Genomic DNA, 22,589 nt, shown 5'->3' on the forward strand with positions numbered 1-22,589 from the left:
AGAACCCGCCGCCCCGGCCCCAGGGTCCGCCGTGTCCGTGCCAACCCCGCATCGTCGTGCCCTCCGCCACCGTCCGGGTCACCATAGGACGCTCCGGCCCGCCGGCAAAGGGGGTCAGCCGGTCCCGCCGGCCGGCCCCAGCAGGCGGCCCAGGATCGGGCGAAGCAGCGCCGGCAACATATAGAGAGGGAACTGGGCCAGCGCGAACCAAAGCGCCAGGCCGGGGTCCGCGCCCGCCGGCAGCGCCGCCAGCAGCAGGCCCATGTTGCGACTGCTGGCGAGGTAGCCCAGCCCCAGCGCCGTGGCCCGTCCGCAGGGCGCGAACACCAGCGCGGTCACCACCATAAGGCCGCCGCACACGACGAAACTCAGGCCGATCAGGCGCAGCACCCGCAGCGGGTCGGCGGTCAGCGGTTCGGCCACCGCGCCCATGATGGCGAGCGCGAAGCCGAACAGCAGGATGACCGCGACACCGTCGAGGCGGCGGGCGTGGCGCGCCCGCCAGTCCGGCGGGGCGAGCCGGCGGGCGATCATCGCCAGGGCGACGCCGCCGCCGACCACCACGGCCAGCCGGCCGGCCAGCGCCCCGGCCTCCAGGTCCAGCGGCATGTCCAGCAGCGCCAGCGTCAGGCCGGGCAGGGTGAGCGGCGCCAGCACGGTCGCCAGCAGGGTGACCGCCAGGGTCAGCGGCAGCGGCAGTCCCATCATCAGCCCGATTGCCGGCGCCGCCGTGATGGGGGCGGTGGCCGCCATCAGCACCATGCCGGCCGTCACCCCGGGCGTATCGAGCGGCCCCACCCAGTCCAGCACCAGGGCCGTCAGCGGCGCGGTGCCCAGCAGCAGCCACGCGGCGCCCAGCGCCGTTACCGCCGGTCGGCGCAGGTGGGCCACCAGCTCGTCGGCGCGCACCCGCAGCAGCGCCATCGCCAGCAGGGCGATGACCAGCGGCGCCAGCAGCGGGCGCGCCAGCGCGGAGAGCTGGGGCAGGGCCAGCCCGAACAGGGCGCCGCCGGCCAGCACCAGGGTGGCGTGGCGGCCCAGGTGATCCAGGACGGCGAGGACGACGCGCATGCGGGGGCCGGCGACGGAAGGGCGGCGGGGCGGCGGGGTCGACGGCACGCCCCCGGGTGGGGTTTGATAGCCGCCACGGCCGGCCGCTGTCCAGGCGGCGGCGGTTCGGGTCACGCGAGGGCACGGGACGAGAGCGGGAGCGAGGGCGGGACATGACGCAGGCGGAGACGGCGGCGCCGGATCTGGTGACCGGTTACGCCCCGGGGGTGCTGGCCGAGGTGGTGGGGCTCCACATGGCCTACTACGGGCCGCACTGGGGGTTCGGGCTGGCGTTCGAGACCAAGGTGGCAACCGAGATGGCGGCGTTCCTGCGTCAGGCCGACGCGACGCGCGACCTGCTGCTGTGTGCCCGCAACCGGGACGGGGGCCTGCTGGGGTCGGTGACCATCCACGGCCCGCACGACACGCCGGCGGGGCGCGAGAGCGCGGCGCACCTGCGCTGGTTCATCGTCGGCGACGCCGCGCGCGGGTCCGGGGTGGGCCGCCGCCTGCTGGCCCGGGCGGTGGCGTTCTGCGACGCGTGCGGCTACCCGATGTGCTACCTGACCACCTTCGCCGGCCTGGACGCCGCCCGGCACCTGTACGAGCGCACGGGCTTCCGTCTGGTCGCCACGTCCGCGGTCGACCAGTGGAGCGGCGGGGTGCAGGAACAGCGCTTCGAGCGCCCGCGCGGGGGGTGAGTCAGGCGGCGTCCGGGGCGGCCGCGAGATCGACGACGTGCACCGTGTGGCCCAGGTCGTCCAGGAACCGGCGCAGGTCGGCGGTGCCGATCGACGTGGTCGCGGTGTTCACCAGCGGGTGGTAGTTCGCGACCGTGGCGGCCATCATGGCGGCGTCCAGGATCACGGTCACCCGCCGGTCGGGGTCGTTGATGAGCGCGAACGGGGTGACCGAGCCGGGCTCGACGCCGAGGACCTCCATCAGCAGGTCCGCCTTGCCGAACGACAGGCGCTTGCAGCCCAGACGCTTGTGGAGCTGGTTGACGGCGATGGCGCGGTCGTGCGGGCACACGACCAGGAACAGGGTCCCCTTGGCGTCCTTCAGGAACAGGTTCTTGCAATGCACGCCGGGGATGGCGTCGTAGGTGGCCTGTGCCTCCTCGACGGTGAACACGGGGGCGTGCTCGATCGTGCGGGTCTGGATGCCCAGGCGCTCCAGGTGCGCGAACAGCGGGGCCGTCGAGTCGGGCAGGGCCATGGCGCCGCTAGCCGTCCGAGCGCCACGGCATGATCGGCACGGTGGACAGCGAGTGCTTGGGGCTGCCCTCGATCAGCTTGTCGCTGACCACAAGGTAGATCAGCACGTTGTTCTCGGTGTCGTGAAAGCGACGCACGCGCAGCCGCTTGAACAGCACGGAGCGGCGTTCGGCGAACACGACCTCGCCGTCCTCCAGCCCCTCCTTGATGGTGATCGGACCGACCTGACGGCAGGCGATGGCGCTGTTCGAGGGGGCCTCGGCCAGGCCCACGGCGCCGGTGAGACCGCCGGTGACCGGCCGCGACAGGTGGCAGACGACGCCGTCGACCTTGGGGTCCGCCAGGGCGTCGACGCAGATCTTGTGGTTCGGACCGACCAGCTTGAAGACCGTGTCCACGCACCCGATCTCCTCCGCTCCGGCGGGCGCGGCTAGGGCCAGCGCGGTGGCGAGGACGGCAGTGGCGGCGCGGATCATCGGTCGGGGTCTCCGGTCAGGGCTGGCGGGCCTTGATGTGGTCGACGAAGCGCGCGAACAGGTACTGGCTGTCCTGCGGGCCGGGCGAGGCTTCCGGGTGGTACTGCACCGAGAACACCGGCTTACCCTCCACCGCCAGCCCCTCGACAGTGCCGTCGAACAGCGAGGTGTGGGTCTCCACCACGCCCGCCGGCAGGCTGGCACGGTCGACGCCGAAGCCGTGGTTCTGACTGGTGATCTCCACCTTGCCGGTGGTGTGGTCCTTGACGGGATGGTTGGCGCCGCGGTGGCCGGTGTCCATCTTGTAGGTCGTGGCCCCCAGGGCCAGCGCCAGGATCTGGTGACCCAGGCAGATGCCGAAGATCGGCGTGCCGGTCTCCACCAGCCGGCGTACCACGGGGACCGCATAGGTGCCGGTGGCGGCGGGGTCGCCCGGGCCGTTGGACAGGAAGATGCCGTCCGGGCGGTGCGCCATGATGGTCTCGGCGTCGGTGCCCGCCGGCACCACCGTCACCCGGCAGCCGTGCGAGGCCAGCGAGCGCAGGATGTTGCGCTTGGCGCCGTAGTCGATGGCGACGACGTGGAACCGGGGCTGTTCCAGCACGCCGTAGCCGTGGGCCAGGCTCCAGCGCGTCTCGGTCCACGGATAGGTCTGGGCGCAGGTCACGTCCTTGGCCAGATCCTGGCCCTTCAGGCTCGGCCAGGCGGCGGCCCGGGCCTTGAGCGCGTCCAGGTCGAACAGGCCGTCGGGCGCATGGGCGATGATCCCGTTGGGGGCGCCGGCGTCGCGGATGCGCCGGGTCAGGCGGCGGGTGTCGACCCCGGTCATGCCCACGAGCCCGTGCGAGGCCAGCCAGGCGGTCAGGGTCTGGGCCGCGCGCCAGTTCGACGGCTCGGTGATGTCGGCGCGCAGGATGCAACCGCGGGCCGCCGGCGTCGTCGCCTCGACGTCCTCGGTGTTGGTGCCGACATTGCCGATATGCGGGAAGGTGAAGGTGATGATCTGGCCGGCGTAGGAGGGATCGGTCATCACCTCCTGGTAGCCGCTCATGCCGGTGTTGAACACGACCTCGCCGCCGGCCTCGCCGACAGCGCCGACGCCGCGCCCCCACAGGACCGTGCCGTCGGCGAGCACGAGGGCGGCGGTGGCACCGGCGGGACCCTGAACGGGGCCGCCGTCTTGCGCGGGCGAGGAGGTCATGGGGCGGCTGTCCGACTGGAGGAAACTGGCGCGGCTAGATACGGGCTTCGGCCCCGGCAAGTCAACCGGCGGGTCGGATCGCGCGTCGATCCGGACAGGATCCGGACAGGATGGGGTCAGGATGCGGACAGGATGCGGACAGGATGCTGTTTGACACGGCGGGGCTTTGACCTTACCTCCGCCGGGACCAGAGGGACCGGGACGAGGCGTTCCCGGACCCGCCATCAACCAGAGGACGAGGCCGCATGCTGCGTGATCGTCTGAACGAGGAGCTGAAGGTGGCGATCCGCACCAAGGATCAGCGCGCCATCTGCACCATCCGCCTGATCCTCGCGGCGCTCAAGGATCGAGACATCTGTGCCCGGGGCCGGGGCGAGACGGTCGGCGAGGACGACCTCCTGCAGATGCTCCAGGGCATGATCAAGCAACGCCGCGACAGCATCGCCATGTATGAGCAGGGCTGCCGCATGGACCTGGCCGAGCAGGAACGCGAGGAGATGGAGATCATCCAGTCCTTCCTGCCGCACCAGATGGATGCGGGCGAGATCGATTCGGCCGTCGAGTCGGTGATCGGCGAGATCGCGGCCCAGGGACTCAAGGACATGGGCCGGGTCATGTCCACTCTGCGGGCCCGCTATGCGGGGCGCATGGATTTCGGCCGCGCCAGCGCGGTCGCCAAGGCGCGCCTGGCGTGACGGCGCGCGCCACGTCCGGCGCGGGTCGCGGACGGGGGGCCGGCGATGGCTTTGCCGAACCGTTTCCTCGATGAGCTGAAAAGCCGCGTGCCGCTGGCCGCGGTCGTGGGCCGGCGCGTGCGGCTGGTGCGCAACGGGCGCCACTACAAGGCGTGCTGTCCGTTTCACAGCGAGAAGACGCCCAGCTTCCACGTCTACGAGGACCACTATCACTGCTACGGCTGCGGCGCCCATGGCGACGTGATCTCCTTCGAGATGGCCGCGGCCGGTCTGTCGTTCGCCGAGGCGGTGGAGGCGTTGGCCAGTGAGGCCGGCCTGGAGGTGCCGAAGCCGGATCCGCAGCAGCGTGCCCGCGAGGTCCGGGCGGCCGGCCTGGGCGAGGTGGTGGAGGCCGCCTGCGCCTTCTTCGAACGCCGGTTGCGACTGCCCGAGGGCCGGGCGGCGCTGGACTATCTGCACCGGCGCGGCCTGGACGACGCCACCATCGCCCGCTTCCGTCTCGGCTACGCGCCGCCGGGCGGCGCCCTGCGCGCCCACCTGCGGCGCGAGGGGATCGCGGACGATACGCTGGTCGAGGCCGGGCTGCTGCGCCGGCCCGACGACGGCCGTGACCCCTACGACTATTTCCGCGGCCGCGTCGTTTTCCCGATCCGCGACCGGCGCGGTCAGGTGGTCTCCTTCGGCGGGCGGGTGCTGGGCGATGCCAAACCGAAGTACCTGAACGGCCCCGAGACCGAACTGTTCCACAAGAGCCGCATGCTCTATGGCCTGGCGGAGGCGCGCGCCGCCATCCGCGAGCGCGGCGAGGTGGTGGTGGCCGAGGGCTACATGGACGTCATCGCGCTGTCCGCGGCCGGCTTCGCGCAGGCGCTGGCGCCGCTGGGCACCGCCCTGACCGAGGCCCAGATCGAGGCGCTGTGGACCCTGGCGCCCGAGCCGGTGCTGTGCTTCGACGGCGATCCGGCCGGCCAGCGCGCGGCGGCGCGGGCGCTGGAGCGGGCGTTGCCGCTGTTGGGGCCGGGACGCAGCCTGCGGTTCGCGCTGTTGCCGCCGGGCCAGGACCCGGACGACCTGATCCGCGAGCGCGGTCCGGAGGCCATGCGCGCCGTGCTGGACGCCGCGCTGCCGCTGGTCGAGCTGTGCTGGCGCACGCTGCGGGCGCGCCATCGTCTGGACACGCCGGAGCGGCGCGCGGCGCTGGAACGCGAGATCGACCGCACGGTGCAGGCGATCGACGACCGCGCTGTCGCGCAGCAGTACCGGGGGGCGTTGCGCGACCGGTTCTGGGCGGCGGTGCGGGCCGCGCGTGGCCAGCGTCCGGGGCGGGGCGGGGCGATGCGCGCGGCGCCGGCGGGACGCGGCGGGTCGGGCATGGCGGGCGTGCCGGCGCCGGCGGCGACTCCGGCCGGGCCGTTGCCGGCGCGCCGATTGCAGGAATGCGTCCTCCTGGCCACCGTCCTCAACCATCCGGATCTGCTGGAGCATGTGGGCGAGCGTCTGGGCACCCTGGCCCTGGACGACCCGGAGCTTGCGGCCCTGCGCAGCGCGCTGCTGAGCGCATGGCAGGGCCGACTCCAGCGGGGCCAGGCGCTTGACAGGGACGCGCTTGACAGGGACGAGATCGTGAACCATCTGAGGACGGCTGGACTGACGGCGGCCGTGGACCGCGTGTTGGGTCCGGCGGTCTGCATGCATGCGGCCTTTGCGCGACCGGGGGCGACAGCCGAGGCGGCGCTGGCGGGGTGGGAGCATGTCTTCCGCCTGCTGGGTCGGCCGGACCTCGATCTGGATCTGCGGGCAGCGGAGGCGCGACTCGCCAGCGACATGACGGAGGAGTGCCTGGCCCGGCTGGACGCCTTGAGGGCGGGACGGGGCTGTCTGTTCGACGAGCCGGAGACCAAGCCGTATCCCGTGCACATCGGCGGCATCGGACCCCCCGACACCGGGTCCTGAGATCCCCCGCGTTCCGTCGGGATCCGGGATCCGCTGGTCGGGCCGTCGAGGCGTGGGGCGCGTGGGCGGGGGATCGCGATCGGTCTCGGGCCGGACGGGCGAGGACGCTGGCGGACATGTCGTCAGGGCGCGGCAGTGGGGCAGTGCGCAGCAGTGGGGCGGTGCGCGGCAGTGGGGACGTCGGGGCGATGGGCTGACCCGGCGGGCTTTGAACGAAGCGGAGCGGAGGACGAATGGCAACCAAGGCGGCGACGACGGCGGAGGCACGGGACTCGACGGAAGACGGCGGCGAAGGCCCCCTCCTGGACACCATGAACGCCGCCGTCAAGAAGATGGTCCAGCGCGGCAAGGAGCGCGGGTACGTCACCTATGATGAGCTGAACCAGGCCCTGCCGCCCGATGACGTGTCCTCGGAGCAGATCGAGGACACCATGGCGATGCTCTCCGAGATGGGCGTCAACGTCGTCGAATCGGAAGAGACCGAGACCGAGACGGCGGAAGCGGCCGAGCCGGCCGAGACGGTCGCCAGCGGCAACATCAACGAAGACGAGATGGGCCGCACGGACGATCCCGTCCGCATGTACCTGCGCGAGATGGGCTCGGTGGAGCTGCTGTCGCGCGAGGGCGAGATCGCGATTGCCAAGCGCATCGAGGCCGGCCGAGAGATGATGATCGGCGGCATCTGCGAAAGCCCGCTGACCATCCGCGCGCTGCTGAAGTGGCACGACGACCTGGTCGCCGGCAAGATGCTGCTGCGCGAGATCATCGACCTGGAGACCACCTACGACGGTAACGGCACCGGGGCTGGCGGCGGTGCCGCGCCGGGCGAGGATCCGGGGGTCGAGGGGGCCGAGGCCATCGGCGCGCCCGAGGCCGCCGAGACCAGTGGCGAGACCAGTGGCGCGCCCGAGGCCGCCGAGACCCCGGAGGCCCGCCGCGACAAGGCCGAGGGCGAGACCGGGGAGCAGGCCGGCGAGGGTGACGGCGAAACCGAAGGCGAAGGTGAAGAGGGCAACGGCGGCGAGGAGAACAGCATCTCCCTGTCCGCCATGGAGGAGCAGCTCAAGCCCCAGGTCATCGAGACCTTCGAGAAGATCGCCGCCACCTACACCAAGCTGAAGAAGGTGCAGGACCAGCGTCTGGCGGCGATGCAGAAGGGGGATGCCGTCCCGGCCGCCACCGAGAAGCGCTACGATAAGCTCAAGCACGAGCTGATCGAGATGATGGAGGACGTGCACCTCAACAGCAATCGCATCGACCAGCTCGTCGAGCAGCTCAACGACCTCAACCGGCGCCTCATGACGCTGGAGGGTAAGCTGTTGCGCCTGGCGGAGCGGGCCAAGGTCAAGCGGCCCGATTTTCTGGACGCCTACTACGGGCGCGAACTGGACCCCACGTGGCTGGACGATCTGCGCGCCCGTCCGGGCAAGCCGTGGCGCGATTTCGCCGCCCGCTTCGAGGGCGACATCACCGACCTGCGCGGCAGCATCGCCCAGGTGGCGGAGACCTCGGGGTTGCCGATCCCGGAGTTCCGGCGCGTCGTGCAGACGGTGCAGAAGGGCGAGCGCGAGGCCACCATGGCCAAGAAGGAGATGATCGAGGCCAACCTGCGCCTCGTCATCTCCATCGCCAAGAAGTACACCAACCGCGGCCTCCAGTTCCTGGACCTGATCCAGGAGGGCAACATCGGCCTCATGAAGGCGGTCGACAAGTTCGAGTATCGCCGCGGCTACAAGTTCTCGACCTACGCCACCTGGTGGATCCGACAGGCCATCACGCGCTCGATCGCGGACCAGGCGCGGACCATCCGCATCCCGGTCCACATGATCGAGACGATCAACAAGCTGGTGCGCACCAGCCGCCAGATGCTGCACGAGATCGGCCGCGAGCCGACCCCGGAGGAGCTGGCCGAGAAGCTCCAGATGCCGCTGGAGAAGGTGCGCAAGGTCCTCAAGATCGCCAAGGAGCCGATCAGCCTGGAAACGCCCATCGGTGACGAGGAGGACAGCCACCTGGGCGACTTCATCGAGGACAAGAACGCGGTGCAGCCCCTCGATGCCGCCATCAACGCCAACCTGCGCGAGACCTGCACCCGCGTGCTGGCCAGCCTGACGCCGCGCGAGGAGCGGGTGCTGCGGATGCGTTTCGGCATCGGCATGAACACCGACCACACCCTCGAAGAGGTGGGGCAGCAGTTCAGCGTCACCCGCGAGCGCATCCGCCAGATCGAGGCCAAGGCGCTGCGCAAGCTCAAGCACCCCAGCCGGTCGCGCAAGCTGCGCAGCTTCCTGGACAGTTAGAGACCGGCGCGCCCACGCGGGAGCGTGGGTGCGAGAACGCCTTTCTGGGTCCCACGCGCCGGCGTGGGACCGTTCGGTTCGGCGGGCCTGTGGTGTGGGCGGGGTCATGGCGCGGGCTGCCGCGAGGGGCTTGACCGCACCGCCGGCCCCGATAGAGTTTGGTCCTTCCCGTTTTCCGGCCCCGTCTTCCGGCGCACGGACCCCGGGCCCGTAGCTCAATTGGTTAGAGCCGGCCGCTCATAACGGTCTGGTTGCAGGTTCGAGTCCTGCCGGGCCCACCAAACCCGGCCGTCCGCGCGGGGCCGGCGGCCCCCTGCCCCTGCTCCCGACCTCCCGACCTCCGGACATGCCGACGCACCCGCGTCCGCGCCCTCCCCCTGGGCACGAACGCGGGTGTCCGGGCGGCACCCCCCGTTTGGTGCAGCACGCGACACGACGCCGGCGCCGCAAAGGTGTTGGCGTGCGGCGCGCCCGGTCAGGCCGGATGCGCATGTGCCTTCATGTTCTCCTGCGAGATGCGGAAGCGGTTGTAGCCGTAGGTGACCCAGACCTCGTCGCATCCCTTGGGCACGGTCTTGACGATCAGCGTGCCGCCGGCGGGGACCTCGTAGCGCACCCCGTTGCGATGGACGCGGAACGCCTGATGCACGCGCCACTTCTGGCCCAGAGTCACGTCAACGATGCTGATCATGGATGCGCCCTCCCGTCCGCGGCCGCCGTCGGCCTGGGTGTGCCACTCTGGCATTCACCCTAGGCCGCCCCGCCGCCGTCCGCTGTGACGGTGCGCACAGGTTGCATGGCTGGGTCCCGTCCGGATCAGGGCCGGAGGCCGCGGCTCGGGGGCGCTCAGTCCGGAGCCAGGCGCAGCACCAGTTTGCCCGTCACACCGCGGCCCAGCAGGGCGCCGATGGCCTCCACGACGCGCTCCAGCGGGTACTCGGCCGACACCCGCGGGCGCAGTCGGCCGGCCGCGTGCCAGTCGGCCAGTTCGGTCATGCAGGCGCGCACCCGCGCCGGGGCGAGGTGCATGTAGGCGCCCCAGTAGAACCCGGTCACGGTCAGGTTCTTGACCAGCAGTCGGTTGGCCGGGACGCGCGGCACCCGGCCGCTGGCGAAGCCCACCGCCAGGAGGCGGCCATCCGGCGCGGTGCAGCGCAGCGAGGCATCGAAGACGTCGCCGCCGACCGGATCGTAGACCACGTCGGCCCCGCGACCGCCGGTGAGGGCGAGGACGCGCGCGCGGATGTCCTCTTCGCGGTAGTCGATGCCGTGGTCGGCGCCGTGGGCGGCCGCCACCGCCAGTTTTTCGGCCCCGCCCGCGGTGGCGATCACCGTCGCGCCGCCGGCCTTGGCGCACTCCACGGCCGTCAGGCCGACGCCGCCGGCGGCGCCGTGCACCAGCACCACCTCGCCCGGTTGCAGGCGGGCGCGGTCGAACAGCCCGAAATGGGAGGTGCCGTAGGCGATCGGGAACGCCGCGCCGGTCGCCATGTCCATCCCGGGGGGCAGCGGCCAGACGGCGCCCTCGGGCACCACCGCCTCCTCGGCGAAGGCGCCGGTGCCGGGCATGGCCATGACGCGCGCGCCCACCGGCACGGCGGTGACACCGTCGGCGACCTCGGTCACCGTGCCGGCCAGCTCGAAGCCGGGCACGAACGGTGGCTGCGGCTTCTCCTGGTACTGCCCGGCGGTGATCAGGCTGTCGGCGAAGTTCAGGCCGGCGGCCGCGACCCGGATGCGCACCCCACCCGGGATCATGGGCGGCGCCGGGATGTCCTCGACCTTCAGGGCTTCGTAGGACGACACCTCGTGACAGACGGCGGCACGCATCGGCGGGTCTCCAGGGGGTGGGGTCAAGGGTGGATGCCGCGCGGGGCTTGATCGCGGCGGCGGGATCGGCATGATGCCGCCGTTCCCGTCGCCTCCACACTGCACCATACACAACTGCACCATACACAACTGCACCATACACAAAGGGACCCGCCATGCGCGGCTATTTCGGCATCGGGGTCGAGCGTGTCAGCAAGCCCTACAACGTGGGCAGCGTGTTCCGCTCGGCGCATGCCTTCGGCGCCAGTTTCGTGTTCACGGTCGCCGCCGCCTACACCCGCAAGGCCGGGCACAACACCGACACCTCGGACAGTGTCGCCAGCGTGCCGTTCTACGCCTTTCCCGACGCCGAGACGCTGGTGCTGCCGCAGGGCTGCAAGCTGGTCGGGGTCGAGCTGTTCGACGACTCCATCGCGCTGCCCAGCTTCCAGCATCCGTTGTGCGCGGCCTACGTCCTGGGCGCGGAGCGGTTCGGGCTGTCGCCGGAGATGGCGGCGCGCTGTGACTATGTCGTCAAGATCCCGACCCGGTTCTCGCTGAACCTGGGGATGGCCGGCGTGCTGGTGATGTACGATCGGCTCATCAGCCGCGGTCGCTTCGCGCCCCGGCCGGTGGCCGAAGGGGGACCGCGCGCGCCGCGTCCCGCGCATGTCCACGGCGGCCCCACGGTCCGCGCCATGGAGCCGCACCGGGCGCCGCCGCCGCTGGCCGAGTTGGCCGAGACCGAGCGCCTGGAGCGCGACGGCACCAGCGCCGGCCGGCGATGACCGGGCCCGGCGTCGGCGCCCCGGGCGGCCCTGCCTGCCACATCTTCACCAGAGTCATGAGGTTGTGTAGCGTGGATCGGGGCCATGGTTGGGGGTGGGCCGGCGCGGCGCCAGCGCCGCGTTCAAGGCTTGATCCCGGCGGGACCACGGGGCACAGTCTGACCGCTCGCGGGGGCGGATCGTGACACGGGCTTCGGCGCCCCGTGCCGCGCCGCCCCGACTCCCCCGCGTTCCGTCCCCTCTCCCCGCGGTCAGGCCGGCCCGCCGGCGCGGGGACGTCTATCCAGGAGGATCGACAACGATGATGGCATCCCTGCGCGGCCTGCGCGTCCTTGCGCTTCTGGTCACCGCCGCCGCCACCGCGCCCCTTCTGTCCGCGTCGCCGGCCGCGGCCCAGGACGTCAAGACGATCGGCAAGTTCCGCGACTGGACCGCCTACACCTACGATGAGAGCGGCAACAAGGTCTGCTACATCGCCAGCCGCCCGCAGAAGGACGAGGGGGACTACGCGCGGCGCGGCGATATCTTCGCCATCGTCAGCCACCGCCCGGCCGAGGGTGCGCGCAACGTGGTCAGCTTCGTCGCCGGCTACCCGTACAAAGAGAAGAGCGAGGTCAGCGTCTCGATCGACGGCCGGCGCGAGTTCACGCTGTTCACCCACGACGAGACCGCCTGGGCCTACGACGAGGACGACGCCAAGCTGGTGGACGCCATGAAGGCCGGCGGCACCATGGTGGTCAAGGGCACCTCGTCGCGCGGCACCCTGACCACCGACACCTATTCCCTCATGGGCTTCACCAACGCCCACGGCGCCATCACGCGCGAATGCCAGTAGCCGCCCGCGGCCCGCGACCGTGAGCCCCGCCGTTCCGCCGATCGCGGCCGGGGATCCACCGGTCGTGGTGGTGGGGGCCGGCATCGTCGGGGTCGCGACCGCCCTCAGCCTGCGCCGCCTGGGGTGTGACGTGGTGCTGGTGGACCGTGTCGGGCCGGGGGCCGGGGCCTCGTCCGGCAATGGCGGGATCCTGGCCCGGTGCGCCGTGGTGCCGGTGACCACGCCCGGGCTGTGGCGGACCGCGCCCGGTTTGATGCTGCGCCGCGACGGCCCCCTGTTCGTGCGCTGGGGCGGTCTGGTGGGGCTGCTGCCCTGGCTGGCGCGCTATCTGGCGCAGGCCACGCCGGCGCGCACCGCGGCCACGGCGCGGGCGCTGGCGCCGCTGCTGCTGGACAGCCTGGACGCACACCAGGCGCTGGCCGCCGGCACGCCGGCCGCCCGCTACCTCCGCCCCACCGACTATCTCTATCTCTACCGGGACCGTCGCGCGTTCGAGGCCGACGCCTTCGCCTGGCGCCTGCGCGCGGCCGCCGGCCTGACCTGGACGGAACTCGACCGGGCCGCGCTGGCGGCGCGTGAGCCGGCGCTGTCGCGGGCGCGCGGCTTCGCCGTCGCCCTGCCGGACCACGGCATCGTCACCGATCCGGGCGCCTATGTGGCGGCGCTGGCGGCGGCCTTCGTCGCCGCGGACGGGCGCATCGAGACCGCCGCGGTGCGGGCGCTGGTGCCCGACGCGGACGGCGTGACGCTGCGCACCGAAGCCGGCGACCTGCGCGCCGGCCATGTCGTGGTGGCAGCGGGGGTGGAGGCCGATCGGCTGGCCCGGCCGCTGGGTGCGACCGTGCCGCTGGCGGCCGAACGCGGCTATCATCTGGAGCTGGCCAATGCCGCGCCCGGCCCGCTGCACCCGATGATGGACGCCGCGCGCAAGATGGTGGTGACGCCGATGGACGGGCGGGTGCGTCTGGCCGGCCTGGTGGAGCTGGGCGGACGGCCGGGGGCTCCGCCGGCCGCCCGGCCGCCGCGTCTGTTGGCGCGGGGCGCGGCCGAGTTGTTCCCTGACCTGCGCCACGCTGGGGCCACCCCCTGGGCCGGTGCTCGCCCGTCGACCCCCGACAGCCTCCCGGTGCTCGGCCCGCTGCCGGCCTCGGGGCGGGTCGTCGCCGCCTACGGCCACCAGCACGTGGGCCTCACCGCCGGCGCCACGACCGGCCGCCTGGTGGCGGCCCTGCTCACCGGCCACCGCCCCAACCTGGACCTGGCGCCGTACCGCCCCGACCGCTGATGCGGACAGAGGCCTGTGCACGGTCTCGCCTGCGGGATCGGTGCCCAGGGTGGCTTGACGGCGGCCCCCGCGCGGCGTGAAATCCAATCCTGAGGCGAAACGAGGAGCGCGGACGGGAGGCGGGTGTGCCCGGGAGCCTGCCTGCACGGTCGGGATCGGCCACGGTCGCCCTGGCGCTGGCCGTGGCGATGGGGGCGACGGGGACGGTGACCCCCGCCGCGGCCGGCGGCGATGTGGGGGCCGCCCTGGCCTGGGCCGAGCGGTTCTATGCTGGCGGGCCGTTCTGCTCCACCGCCGTGGTCGCCGCGGTGACCCCGGCCCCGCCGTCGGTGCGGGTGCGGCTGGACATCGACCCCCGATGGGCCCGCGACCTGGCGGGCATGGACCCGGCGCTGCGCGACGGCTGGTTCGCGCTGCACTGTCCGTTCGTGCTGGAGCCGGTGTGGACCCTGCTGCCGCTGGGGGGCGATGTGATCATCGAGGGCGGCGTGCCCGGGCTGGGGACGGTGCGCTACGGCTGCCGGGCGGACGCCCGACGGTGGAGCGGCGGCTAGCGCGGGGCCGGCCCTGGAGGGTCGTGGGAGGGTCTTGTCGGGGGAGGGTCGTGTCGTGGGAGGGTCGTGTCGGGGGAGGTCGCGCCGGAACGCCAACGATCCGGCCAAGTCACCTTGCAGTAGAGCAGTGTTCGGCAATAGTTCGTCTCGAAGTCCTGTTCGATGTGTGCGAGTATCCGACTTGTGGGCTCGGATGCGAAACGTCGGTGGTGCCGGTGCGGCCGGACGGGAGGCGGCGTGGCCCCGCGGTCGGCGTCTGCAAGGGGCCGCAGGACGCCAGGCGGCACGGTACCGGCGCGCCGCGAGGACCTTGGAAGGACCGGAAGAAGAACTGGACAAAGACCGGTAAAAGAAATGGAAGAAGAGCCGGAGAAATAACCGGAAAAAAGGGACCAGCCCATGGCCGGCGTCGACCTCAACTCCCTTCTTGGCAAACTCGGTCCGCATGCGCGTCGCGCGCTGGAAGAGGGAGTCGCGACCGCCGTCTCCCGCTCCCACTTCAACGTTGAGATAGAACATTGGGTGCAGCGCCTGGTGGAGGACCCGTCTGGCGACGTGGCCGCCATTCTGCGCGCCCAGGAGATCGACGCCGGCGCGGTCGCGGCCGCGCTCACCCGCGCCATAGACGGGTTCAAGACCGGCAACGCCCGCACCCCGGGGCTGTCGCCGCAGGTGATCGAGGCGGCGCGCGAGGCCTGGACCCTGGCCTCGCTGCGCTACGGCGAGACCCGGGTGCGCACCGGTCACGTGCTGCTGGCGGTGCTGGAGCGCGAGACCCTGGCCGCGACGGTGTTGCAGTCTGCGCCCCCGCTGGCGGCCATTTCGGTCGAGGCTCTGGGTAACACCCTGCCGGACATCACCGCGGACTCGACCGAGGCGCAGGGCACGGCGGCCGGCGGCGGTGCGGCGGTGGCGGGGGGTGCTGCCAGCGGGCCGGCCAAGGGCGGGGCGCTGGATCAGTTCACCATCGACCTGACGCAGCGCGCCCGCGACGGCGCCATCGACCCGGTCCTGGGCCGCGACCAGGAAATCCGCCAGATCATCGACATCCTGACCCGGCGGCGCCAGAACAACCCGATCCTCACCGGCGAGGCCGGGGTCGGCAAGACGGCGGTTGTGGAGGGCTTCGCGCTGCGGCTGGCGGCCGGCGACGTGCCGCCGTCGCTGAAGGCCTGTGCCGTGCGCACCCTGGATCTGGGGCTGTTGCAGGCCGGCGCCGGGGTGCGCGGCGAGTTCGAGAACCGCCTGAAGGACGTGATCGAGGAGGTGCGGGCGTCGCCGCAGCCCATCATCCTGTTCATCGACGAAGCCCATACCCTGATTGGCGCCGGCGGTCAGGCCGGGCAGGGCGATGCCGCCAACCTGCTCAAGCCGGCGCTGGCGCGCGGCGAGTTGCGCACCATCGCCGCCACCACCTGGGCCGAGTACAAGAAGTACTTTGAACGCGACGCCGCCCTGGCGCGGCGCTTCCAGGTCATCAAGGTGGAGGAGCCGGACGAGGCGGCGGCCGTGCGCATGATGCGCGGCCTCGTCGACACGCTGGAGCAGCACCATGGCGTGCGCATCCTCGACGAGGCGGTGGTGGAATCTGTTCGGTTGTCGCATCGCTACATCAGCGGGCGCCAGTTGCCGGACAAGTCCGTCAGCCTGCTGGACACCGCCTGCGCGCGGGTGTCGCTGAGCCAGCACGCCACGCCACCCCAGGTGGAGGACCTGCGCCGCCAGATCGACGCCCTCGACACCGCCATCGCCATCGCCGACCGCGAGGGCCAGATCGCGCCCGCCCGGCTGGAGGATGCCGAGGCGATGCGGGCCGAGCGGGCGGACGGCGCCGCCCGGCTGGAGGCGCTGGAGGGGCGCTGGCAGGAGGAACTGACCCTGATCGGCGCCATCCGCGAGTTGCGCGGGCGGCTGGAGGCGGCGCACACCACCGACCGCGAGACCGCCGGGGCCGGCGCCGCGCCCGGCGACGCGGCCGCCGCCCCCCTGGTCCCGGCCGAGGCGGGGGCAGGGGCGACGGTTGAGGCGCCGGCGGACCGGGGGGGCGAGGCGCCGGCGGACGAGGATCTCGCCGCGCTGCGCGCCGACCTGGAGGCCAAGTCGGCCGCGCTCAAGGCGCTTCAGGGGGAGGACCCGCTGATGCAGGCGGTGGTCGATGGCCAGGCCATCGCCGCCGTCGTCGGCGCCTGGACCGGGATCCCGGTCGGCCGCATGGTGTCCAACGAGATCAAGACCATCCTCTCGCTGCGCGACGAGATGGGCAAGCGCATCCTGGGCCAGGATCACGCCCTTCAGGTGGTGGCCGAATCGGTCATGTCCGGGCGCGCCCACCTGTCCGATCCGCGCAAGCCCCTGGCCGTGTTCCTGCTGGTCGGGACCAGCGGCGTCGGCAAGACCGAGACCGCGCTGACCCTCGCCGAGATCCTGTACGGCGGCGAACAGAACATGACCGTCATCAACATGTCGGAGTTCAAGGAGGAGCATAAGGTCTCGCTCCTCATGGGCTCGCCGCCCGGCTACGTGGGCTACGGCGAGGGCGGCGTGCTGACCGAGGCGGTGCGGCGCAAGCCGTACTCCGTGGTGCTGCTGGACGAGATGGAAAAGGCCCATCCCGGGGTGCAGGACATCTTCTATCAGGTGTTCGACAAGGGCATGCTGCGCGACGGCGAGGGCCGCGACATCGACTTCAAGAACACCGTCATCATGATGACGTCGAACGCCGGCACCGACACCATCCACGCCCTGTGCGCGGACCCGGACACCATGCCCGACGCCGACGGCCTCTACGATGCGTTGCGGCCCGACCTGTTGCAGGTGTTCAAGCCGGCGTTCCTGGGCCGCCTGACGGTGGTGCCGTACTTCCCCCTGCCCACCGACATCATCAAGGGGATCGTGCACCTGCAACTGGGCCGCGTGAAGACCCGCCTGGCGGACGCCTACAAGGCGTCGCTGGACGTGGACGACGCCGTGGTCGACCTCATCGCCACCCGGGCGACGGAGGTCGAGTCCGGCGCCCGCGTCATCGACCGCATCCTGACCCGCACCGTGCTGCCCGACCTGTCGGCGCAGATCCTGACGCGCATGGCGGCCGGCGAGCCGGTGACGCGGGCCAGCCTGCGGGTCGGCGACGGGGAGCGCATCCTGTGCGCCGTCGAGGCCTGAGCCCGGCGCAGCGGTCGAGGCGGGACGGGCGGTCGGGCTGTTATGTCGGGCTGTTATGTCGGGCTGTTGTGTCGGGCTGTTATGGGGGCCACCGGCGGGACAGCGCGGGGCTCGGTCCGCTGAGGGGGTGTTGAGGGTGCTTTCGTGACAACAACTGGGAACTGGCAGGGAGCTGGGTCATGGCCATTTTCGTCAAGTACGGCAATATCAAGGGCAACGGGACGCACGAGGAACACAAGGACTGGCTGGACGTCGAGAGCGTCCAGTGGGGCGTCGGGCGCGCCATCAGCACGCCGGTCGGCTCGGCCCGCAACCGCGAGGCCTCCGAGCCGCAGGTCTCCGAGGTCACCATCACCCAGACCATGGACGAGGGCTCGGTCTCGCTGTTCCAGGAGGCCTGCACCGGGCACGACGGCAAGGATTGTCTGATCCATCTGGTCTCGACCGGCAAGCCGGGGCGCACCTATGCCGAGTACAAGCTGTATAATACGCTGGTGAGCGGCTACAGCATGTCGTCCGGCGGTGATCGGCCGCAGGAATCGATCTCTTTCAACTTCACGAAGATCGAGTTCAAGCACATCGCCTACGACGAGAAGGGCAAGGGTACGCCGTCCAGCGCCCACTACGATCTGGCCACCACCAAGGGCGGCTGATCCGCGGGGCCATCGGGGGGCGGCGGGATCGGCCGTCGCCCGCCCTGTGCGTCCCGTGATCGCCGGGTCGGGGCGCCGGGCACACGCGCCGGGCGCAGGAGCAGGGGTGCCGGTCGGATGAGGCGATGAGCGAGAGTTTCCGGATCGAGGAAGGCAAGCGCTATCTGCGCCTGCGCACGCCGCTGGGCAAGGATGCCATGATCCTGACCCGGCTGGACGGAGAGGAGGCCGTCTCCGACCTCTTCAGCGTCCAGTTCGAGATGATCTCGCCGTTGCGCGATCTCACCGGCAAGGACCTGCTGGGCAAGCGCATCACCGGCATCGTGCAGCGTCCGACCTCGGAGACGCCGCGCTACTTCTCGGGGCTGGTCACGCGCTTCGGCGCCGGGCCGATGTACTCCCGCAATTACCGCTACTACAACTGCGAGATCCGGCCGTGGCTGTGGTTCCTGACGCTGACGAGCGACTGCCGCATCTTTCAGGATAAGACGGCGATCGAAATTGTCGAGTCGATCTTTCAGGATTACGGCTTCACCGATTATGACTTCGGTGGAGTCAAGACCCAGCCACCCGCGCGCAAGTACTGTGTCCAGTACCGTGAGACCGACTATGATTTTGTCACCCGCCTCCTGGCCGAGGAGGGGTTCTACTTCTATTTCAAGCACGAAGAGCAGGGCAACATGATGGTCGTCGCCGACAGCCCCTCCGGCTATGGCGACACCTTCGACGACCGGGTGCCGTTCCGCGCCCAACGCACCATGGTCGACATCATCACGCGCTGGGAGCCGATCGAGAGCGTCATCACCGGCCAATGGACCCAGCGGGACTACGATTTCCTGCGCCCGTCCGCCGACCTGACGACCACCACGCGCACGGTCAAGACCATCAGCGGGCTCGACAAGTGGGAGATCTACGATTACCCGGGCCGCTACTACGACAAGGGCCGCGGCGATCCGCTGACGCGCAAGCGCATGGAGTTGACCGAACGCGACTTCGACGTGGTCGAGGGCGACAGCTTCTGCCCGGGCTTCTACGCCGGCGCCAAGTTCACGCTGACCACCCACGAGGTGGACGGCGAGCAGAACAGCCCGCACGCCATCACCCGGGTGATCCACCGCGGGCGGGATTACACCCACATCTCCGGCCAGGCCGACCCGCCGGAGTACGAGAACGTCTTCACCTGCATCCCGGCCGACGTGGTGTTCCGGCCCGACCGGCCGCGCCACAAGCCGGTGGTGATCGGCCCCCAGACCGCCGAGGTGGTCGGGCCGGCGGGCGAGGAGATCTACACCGACGAGCACGGCCGGGTGAAGGTGCAGTTCCACTGGGACCGCGAGGGCCAGCGGAACGAGCGCAGCTCCTGCTGGGTGCGGGTCTCGCAGCTCTGGGCCGGGCGCCGCTGGGGCGGGATCTTCATCCCGCGTATCGGCATGGAGGTGATCGTCGACTTCTTCGAGGGCGACGCCGACCGGCCCATCATCACCGGCTACGTCTACAACGGCGAGAACCCGGTGCCCTACGAACTGCCCGCGAACAAGACGCAGAGCGGCGTCAAGACCCGCAGCTCCAAGGGCGGCGGCGAGGCCAACTTCAACGAACTGCGCTTCGAGGACAAGAAGGGCGAGGAGCAGGTCTACGTCCACGCCGAGAAGAACATGGACCGGGTGGTGGAGAACGACGACACCCTCAATGTGGGGCGCGACCAGACCCTGACCATCCACCGCCACCGCACCGAGACGGTGGAGACCGGCAACGAGTACGTCGAGATCAGCCAGGGCAACCACCGCACCCACGTCAAGCTCGGCAAGTCCGAGCACGAGGCGATGCAGTCGATCGAGCTGCGGGTGGGGCAGACCTACATCAAGCTCGATCAGATGAGCATCACGCTGAAGTCCATGACCATCAACATCGACGCCGGCATGTCGCTGAACCTGCAGGCGCCGATGACCACCGTGAAGGGCACCGCCATCCTGACCCTCCAGGGCGGGCTGGTGAAGATCAACTGACGCCGTCCGTCGCGGCATCTGCGGCGGGGCACGATCGGGCGGACAGGCAGGCAGGGGCGCGCGCGATGGCGGCTTCGGCGCGGGGAGAGGGGGCTCCGGCCCCGGCTCGCTGGAAGAAGATCAAGGCGGCGCGGGCGGCCGACCTGGCGGTGCCGGGCGACGACGACGACACGCCGTTGCCGGAGGCCGCGGGCGACGACCCGCCGGAGGCCGTCGTGCTGCGGCTGGCGGGCGGCGGGCGCTTCCCGGATGCCGTCAAGGTGCTGGCCTATGCCCTGCCCAAGCGCGAGGCGGTGTGGTGGGCCTGCCTGGCGGCCCGTCACAGTCAGCAGACGGTGGGTGCCAGCGCGGCGGCGGTGGCCTGCGTCGAGGCCGCCGAGGCGTGGGTCTACAAGCCGGTCGAGGAGCGCCGGCAGGCCTGCTACCGCATCGTCGAGAGCAAGCGGCCCGATAATCCGGCGGCGCTGACCGCGCTGGCGGCGGCCTGGAGCGGCGGCAGCCTGGTGCCGCCGGACGCGCCCGACGAGGTGCCGGCGGTGCCGCCGGACGAATCCCTGACCGCCCGCACCGTCGCCAACGCGATCATCATGGCCGCCGTGATGCACGACCCGGCCCAGGCACCGGCGCGGTTCCGGCGCTTCCTGGCGCAGGGCCGCGACATCGCCGAGGGCGGGACCGGTGCCATCGACGCCGCCGCCGCCCCGCCCTGACCCGGTCGCCGTGCCCCCCGCGCCGCACAAAGAGGCTCCCATGTCCGCGATGCTCTCCCTGGAACTGGTCAGCAGCCCGCCCGGCGGCACCCCGCCGGGCCAGACCCGCGGGCTGGAAAGCGGCAGCCTGACCATCGGCCGCGGCCCCGACAACGACTGGATCCTGGCCGACCCGCAACGCCACCTGTCCAAGCAGCATTGCGAGATCGCCTTTACCGGGTCGGATTTCGTGCTCACCGACACCAGCACCAACGGTGTGTTCATCAACGGTGCGGTCGCCCCGGTCGGGCGCGGCAGCAGCGTGGTGCTGGCGCAAGGCGACGTGATGCGCCTCGGCGAGTACGAACTCCGGGCCGCCATCCAGGACGACGTCGAGCGGGTCGACGTGGTGGACTATGCCCGCGACGCCTCGCCGTGGCCGGAGTTCGAGGACCGCACCTACTACGGCGCCGGGTCGGGGCCGCAGGCCGGCGGCGCGCCCGGCGATCCGGCGGCCGGTCCGGGCGGCGGCGCCGGTGGCGGTCTGGGCGGCGGGGCGCCCGGCAGCCTGTCGCCGTTCGACGACGGCCCCGCCGACTGGAACGCCGAGCCGATCCGCCCGGCGAAGCGGGCGCAGCCCCCCGCGACGCCCTCGGATCACATCCCGGCCGAACACGACAGCATGCCCATGCAGCGGGTGATGCACCAGCCGGCGCCCAAGGTGCTGGACGAGAGCTGGGACGACGACCTGGACGCCCTGCTGGGCGACGCGCCCTTGCAGCCGGGGCGGGCCGCGCCCGCGCCATCGGGTCCCCAGTCGCGTGTCGCCTCCGATGCCGCGACGGTGCCGCCGGCGGCCCCCGACGACCTCGATGCGCTGTTGGGCAGCGACCCCTTGGAAACGGGCGCGCCGGACGCTGCGGCGGACGCGCCGCCGGAGGGCGCGGGGGCACCGCGCGAAGGCACCGGAGAGGTGGGCGAGATCGACGACGACCTGGACGCCTTCCTGGGGGCCGCCCCGCTGGAGCCGCGCGGGCAGGCGCCGGGGGGGGGCGCCGCACCGCCGCCCGACGCGGCGCCGCCGGCCACGCCGCCCGGACCGGCGGACCGGCCCGATCCGTTCGCGGCGCCTGAAGAGCCGGCCCCCGCCCCGGCTGCGCCCGCCCCGGCCGCGCCCATGTCGAGCCCGCCCCGATCCGCGCCCACCCCGGCTGGGGAGACGGCCGGCGATGTGGCCGGCCATGTGGCCGGCCATGCGGGGGCGCTGGTGGCGGCGTTCCTGAAGGGCGCCGGATTGTCGCGGCTGCCCGAGGGGACGTCTCCGGACGCGGTGTTCGAGACCGCCGGGGCGCTGCTGGCCGTCATGACCGACGGCGTGCGCGACCTGCTGGCGGCCCGCGCCACCCTGAAGAGCGAGATGCGCGCCGAACAGACCATGATCCGGGCCAAGGGCAACAACGCGCTCAAGTTCTCGGTCGACGGCCGCGAGGCGCTGGAGCGCCTGCTGGCGCCGCCGGGACCGGCCTACCTGGACGGAAAGGCCGCCGCCGAGGAGGCGTTCCGCGACCTGCGCGGCCACGAGATGGCGACCATGGCCGGCTCCAGCGCGGCGATCCGCGCCGTGCTGTCCGCCTTCGATCCGACCGCCCTGGAGGCCAAGCTGGAGGACCGCCACGGGCTCGGGCGGCTGCTGGCGGGCGGGCGCAAGGCCCGACTCTGGGAGCTGTACGAGACGCACTACCGGGATCTGGCCGACGAGGCCGCGGACGACTTCGACAGCCGGTTCAATCGCGAGTTCAGGAAAGCCTATGAGACGCTCGTCAAAGACCTGTAGCTCGCTCCGGATCCGCCGTGTACAGTTTGGAACCATGGGCGGAACGACCCGTGCCGCGACGGATTGGGCCAGCAGGGGGACC

19 protein-coding genes and 1 tRNA gene are annotated in these 22,589 nt (G+C 71.8%); 14 read left to right on the forward strand and 6 right to left on the reverse strand.

What is annotated here, in order from left to right; translation table 11 throughout:
* Nucleotides 1-114 precede the first annotated feature (114 nt).
* A complete protein-coding gene (locus GGD88_RS09730; protein ID WP_184434827.1) occupies nt 115-1,071 on the reverse strand; it encodes a hypothetical protein in 957 nt (318 codons plus the stop codon).
* Nucleotides 1,072-1,223: 152 nt separating this feature from the next.
* Between GGD88_RS09730 and GGD88_RS09735 the strand changes: the two genes are divergently transcribed.
* Nucleotides 1,224-1,751 carry a GNAT family N-acetyltransferase gene (locus tag GGD88_RS09735; RefSeq protein ID WP_221237089.1) on the forward strand — a complete coding sequence of 176 codons (528 nt, stop codon included), beginning with the start codon at nt 1,224-1,226 and terminating at the stop codon, nt 1,749-1,751.
* A gap of 1 nt (nt 1,752) precedes the next feature.
* Here GGD88_RS09735 and GGD88_RS09740 read toward each other — a convergent pair whose 3' ends face one another.
* The 3 genes from GGD88_RS09740 to carA are packed head-to-tail and all read right to left on the reverse strand — an operon-like array spanning nt 1,753 to nt 3,944.
* The gene (locus GGD88_RS09740) at nt 1,753-2,268 is read right to left on the reverse strand and encodes a prolyl-tRNA synthetase associated domain-containing protein (protein WP_343056330.1); all 516 of its coding nucleotides are present in this window, start codon (nt 2,266-2,268) and stop codon (nt 1,753-1,755) included.
* 7 nt (nt 2,269-2,275) lie between these two features.
* Nucleotides 2,276-2,743: a CreA family protein gene (locus GGD88_RS09745; RefSeq protein ID WP_184434830.1), complete on the reverse strand. Its 468-nt coding sequence runs from the start codon at nt 2,741-2,743 to the stop codon at nt 2,276-2,278.
* A 16-nt stretch (nt 2,744-2,759) separates the two neighbouring features.
* Complete coding sequence (gene carA, locus GGD88_RS09750; protein WP_184434833.1) at nt 2,760-3,944, reverse strand: glutamine-hydrolyzing carbamoyl-phosphate synthase small subunit; 1,185 nt, start codon at nt 3,942-3,944, stop codon at nt 2,760-2,762.
* A 245-nt stretch (nt 3,945-4,189) separates the two neighbouring features.
* On the opposite strand from carA, the gene GGD88_RS09755 reads away from it, so the two are divergent.
* From GGD88_RS09755 to GGD88_RS09770, 4 genes are all read left to right on the forward strand, one after another.
* Nucleotides 4,190-4,639, forward strand: a complete 450-nt coding sequence (locus GGD88_RS09755) for a GatB/YqeY domain-containing protein (protein WP_184434836.1) — start codon at nt 4,190-4,192, stop codon at nt 4,637-4,639.
* A 45-nt stretch (nt 4,640-4,684) separates the two neighbouring features.
* On the forward strand, nt 4,685-6,592 hold the full coding sequence (dnaG, locus tag GGD88_RS19150; RefSeq protein ID WP_184434839.1) for a DNA primase: 1,908 nt from the start codon (nt 4,685-4,687) through the stop codon (nt 6,590-6,592).
* A gap of 233 nt (nt 6,593-6,825) precedes the next feature.
* Entirely contained in the window at nt 6,826-8,892 is a 2,067-nt protein-coding gene (rpoD, locus tag GGD88_RS09765; RefSeq protein WP_184434842.1) for an RNA polymerase sigma factor RpoD, read from the forward strand.
* Nucleotides 8,893-9,096: 204 nt separating this feature from the next.
* Nucleotides 9,097-9,173: transfer RNA gene (locus GGD88_RS09770), tRNA-Ile, on the forward strand.
* Nucleotides 9,174-9,367: 194 nt separating this feature from the next.
* On the opposite strand, the gene GGD88_RS09775 is transcribed toward GGD88_RS09770, so the two are convergent.
* Both GGD88_RS09775 and GGD88_RS09780 read right to left on the reverse strand, forming a co-directional pair.
* Nucleotides 9,368-9,583 (reverse strand): hypothetical protein, encoded by a 216-nt coding sequence (locus GGD88_RS09775; RefSeq protein WP_184434845.1) that lies wholly within the window; start codon nt 9,581-9,583, stop codon nt 9,368-9,370.
* Nucleotides 9,584-9,738: 155 nt separating this feature from the next.
* Nucleotides 9,739-10,722 (reverse strand): NADPH:quinone oxidoreductase family protein, encoded by a 984-nt coding sequence (locus tag GGD88_RS09780; protein ID WP_184434848.1) that lies wholly within the window; start codon nt 10,720-10,722, stop codon nt 9,739-9,741.
* Nucleotides 10,723-10,877: 155 nt separating this feature from the next.
* Here GGD88_RS09780 and GGD88_RS09785 point away from each other — a divergent pair, with 155 nt between their 5' ends.
* The 9 genes from GGD88_RS09785 to tagH all read left to right on the forward strand — a co-directional run bounded on the left by GGD88_RS09785 (nt 10,878) and on the right by tagH (nt 22,507).
* On the forward strand, nt 10,878-11,489 hold the full coding sequence (locus tag GGD88_RS09785; RefSeq protein ID WP_184434851.1) for an RNA methyltransferase: 612 nt from the start codon (nt 10,878-10,880) through the stop codon (nt 11,487-11,489).
* Between the two features lie 301 nt (nt 11,490-11,790).
* Entirely contained in the window at nt 11,791-12,324 is a 534-nt protein-coding gene (locus GGD88_RS09790) for an invasion associated locus B family protein (RefSeq protein WP_184434854.1), read from the forward strand.
* A 19-nt stretch (nt 12,325-12,343) separates the two neighbouring features.
* On the forward strand, nt 12,344-13,609 hold the full coding sequence (locus GGD88_RS09795) for an FAD-dependent oxidoreductase (protein ID WP_221237090.1): 1,266 nt from the start codon (nt 12,344-12,346) through the stop codon (nt 13,607-13,609).
* A gap of 125 nt (nt 13,610-13,734) precedes the next feature.
* Nucleotides 13,735-14,163: a hypothetical protein gene (locus GGD88_RS09800; RefSeq protein ID WP_184434857.1), complete on the forward strand. Its 429-nt coding sequence runs from the start codon at nt 13,735-13,737 to the stop codon at nt 14,161-14,163.
* A 399-nt stretch (nt 14,164-14,562) separates the two neighbouring features.
* Nucleotides 14,563-17,325 (forward strand): type VI secretion system ATPase TssH, encoded by a 2,763-nt coding sequence (gene tssH, locus GGD88_RS09805; protein ID WP_184434860.1) that lies wholly within the window; start codon nt 14,563-14,565, stop codon nt 17,323-17,325.
* A gap of 179 nt (nt 17,326-17,504) precedes the next feature.
* Nucleotides 17,505-17,978, forward strand: coding sequence for an Hcp family type VI secretion system effector (locus GGD88_RS09810; RefSeq protein ID WP_184434863.1), 474 nt, complete (start codon nt 17,505-17,507; stop codon nt 17,976-17,978).
* A 125-nt stretch (nt 17,979-18,103) separates the two neighbouring features.
* The gene (locus tag GGD88_RS09815; RefSeq protein WP_184434866.1) at nt 18,104-19,984 is read left to right on the forward strand and encodes a type VI secretion system Vgr family protein; all 1,881 of its coding nucleotides are present in this window, start codon (nt 18,104-18,106) and stop codon (nt 19,982-19,984) included.
* 65 nt (nt 19,985-20,049) lie between these two features.
* Complete coding sequence (locus GGD88_RS09820; protein WP_184434869.1) at nt 20,050-20,694, forward strand: DUF6931 family protein; 645 nt, start codon at nt 20,050-20,052, stop codon at nt 20,692-20,694.
* A gap of 40 nt (nt 20,695-20,734) precedes the next feature.
* Entirely contained in the window at nt 20,735-22,507 is a 1,773-nt protein-coding gene (gene tagH / locus GGD88_RS09825) for a type VI secretion system-associated FHA domain protein TagH (RefSeq protein WP_184434872.1), read from the forward strand.
* Nucleotides 22,508-22,589: the final 82 nt, after the last annotated feature.

This window comes from Roseospira goensis (assembly GCF_014197795.1).
Classification (GTDB): domain Bacteria; phylum Pseudomonadota; class Alphaproteobacteria; order Rhodospirillales; family Rhodospirillaceae; genus Rhodospira; species Rhodospira goensis.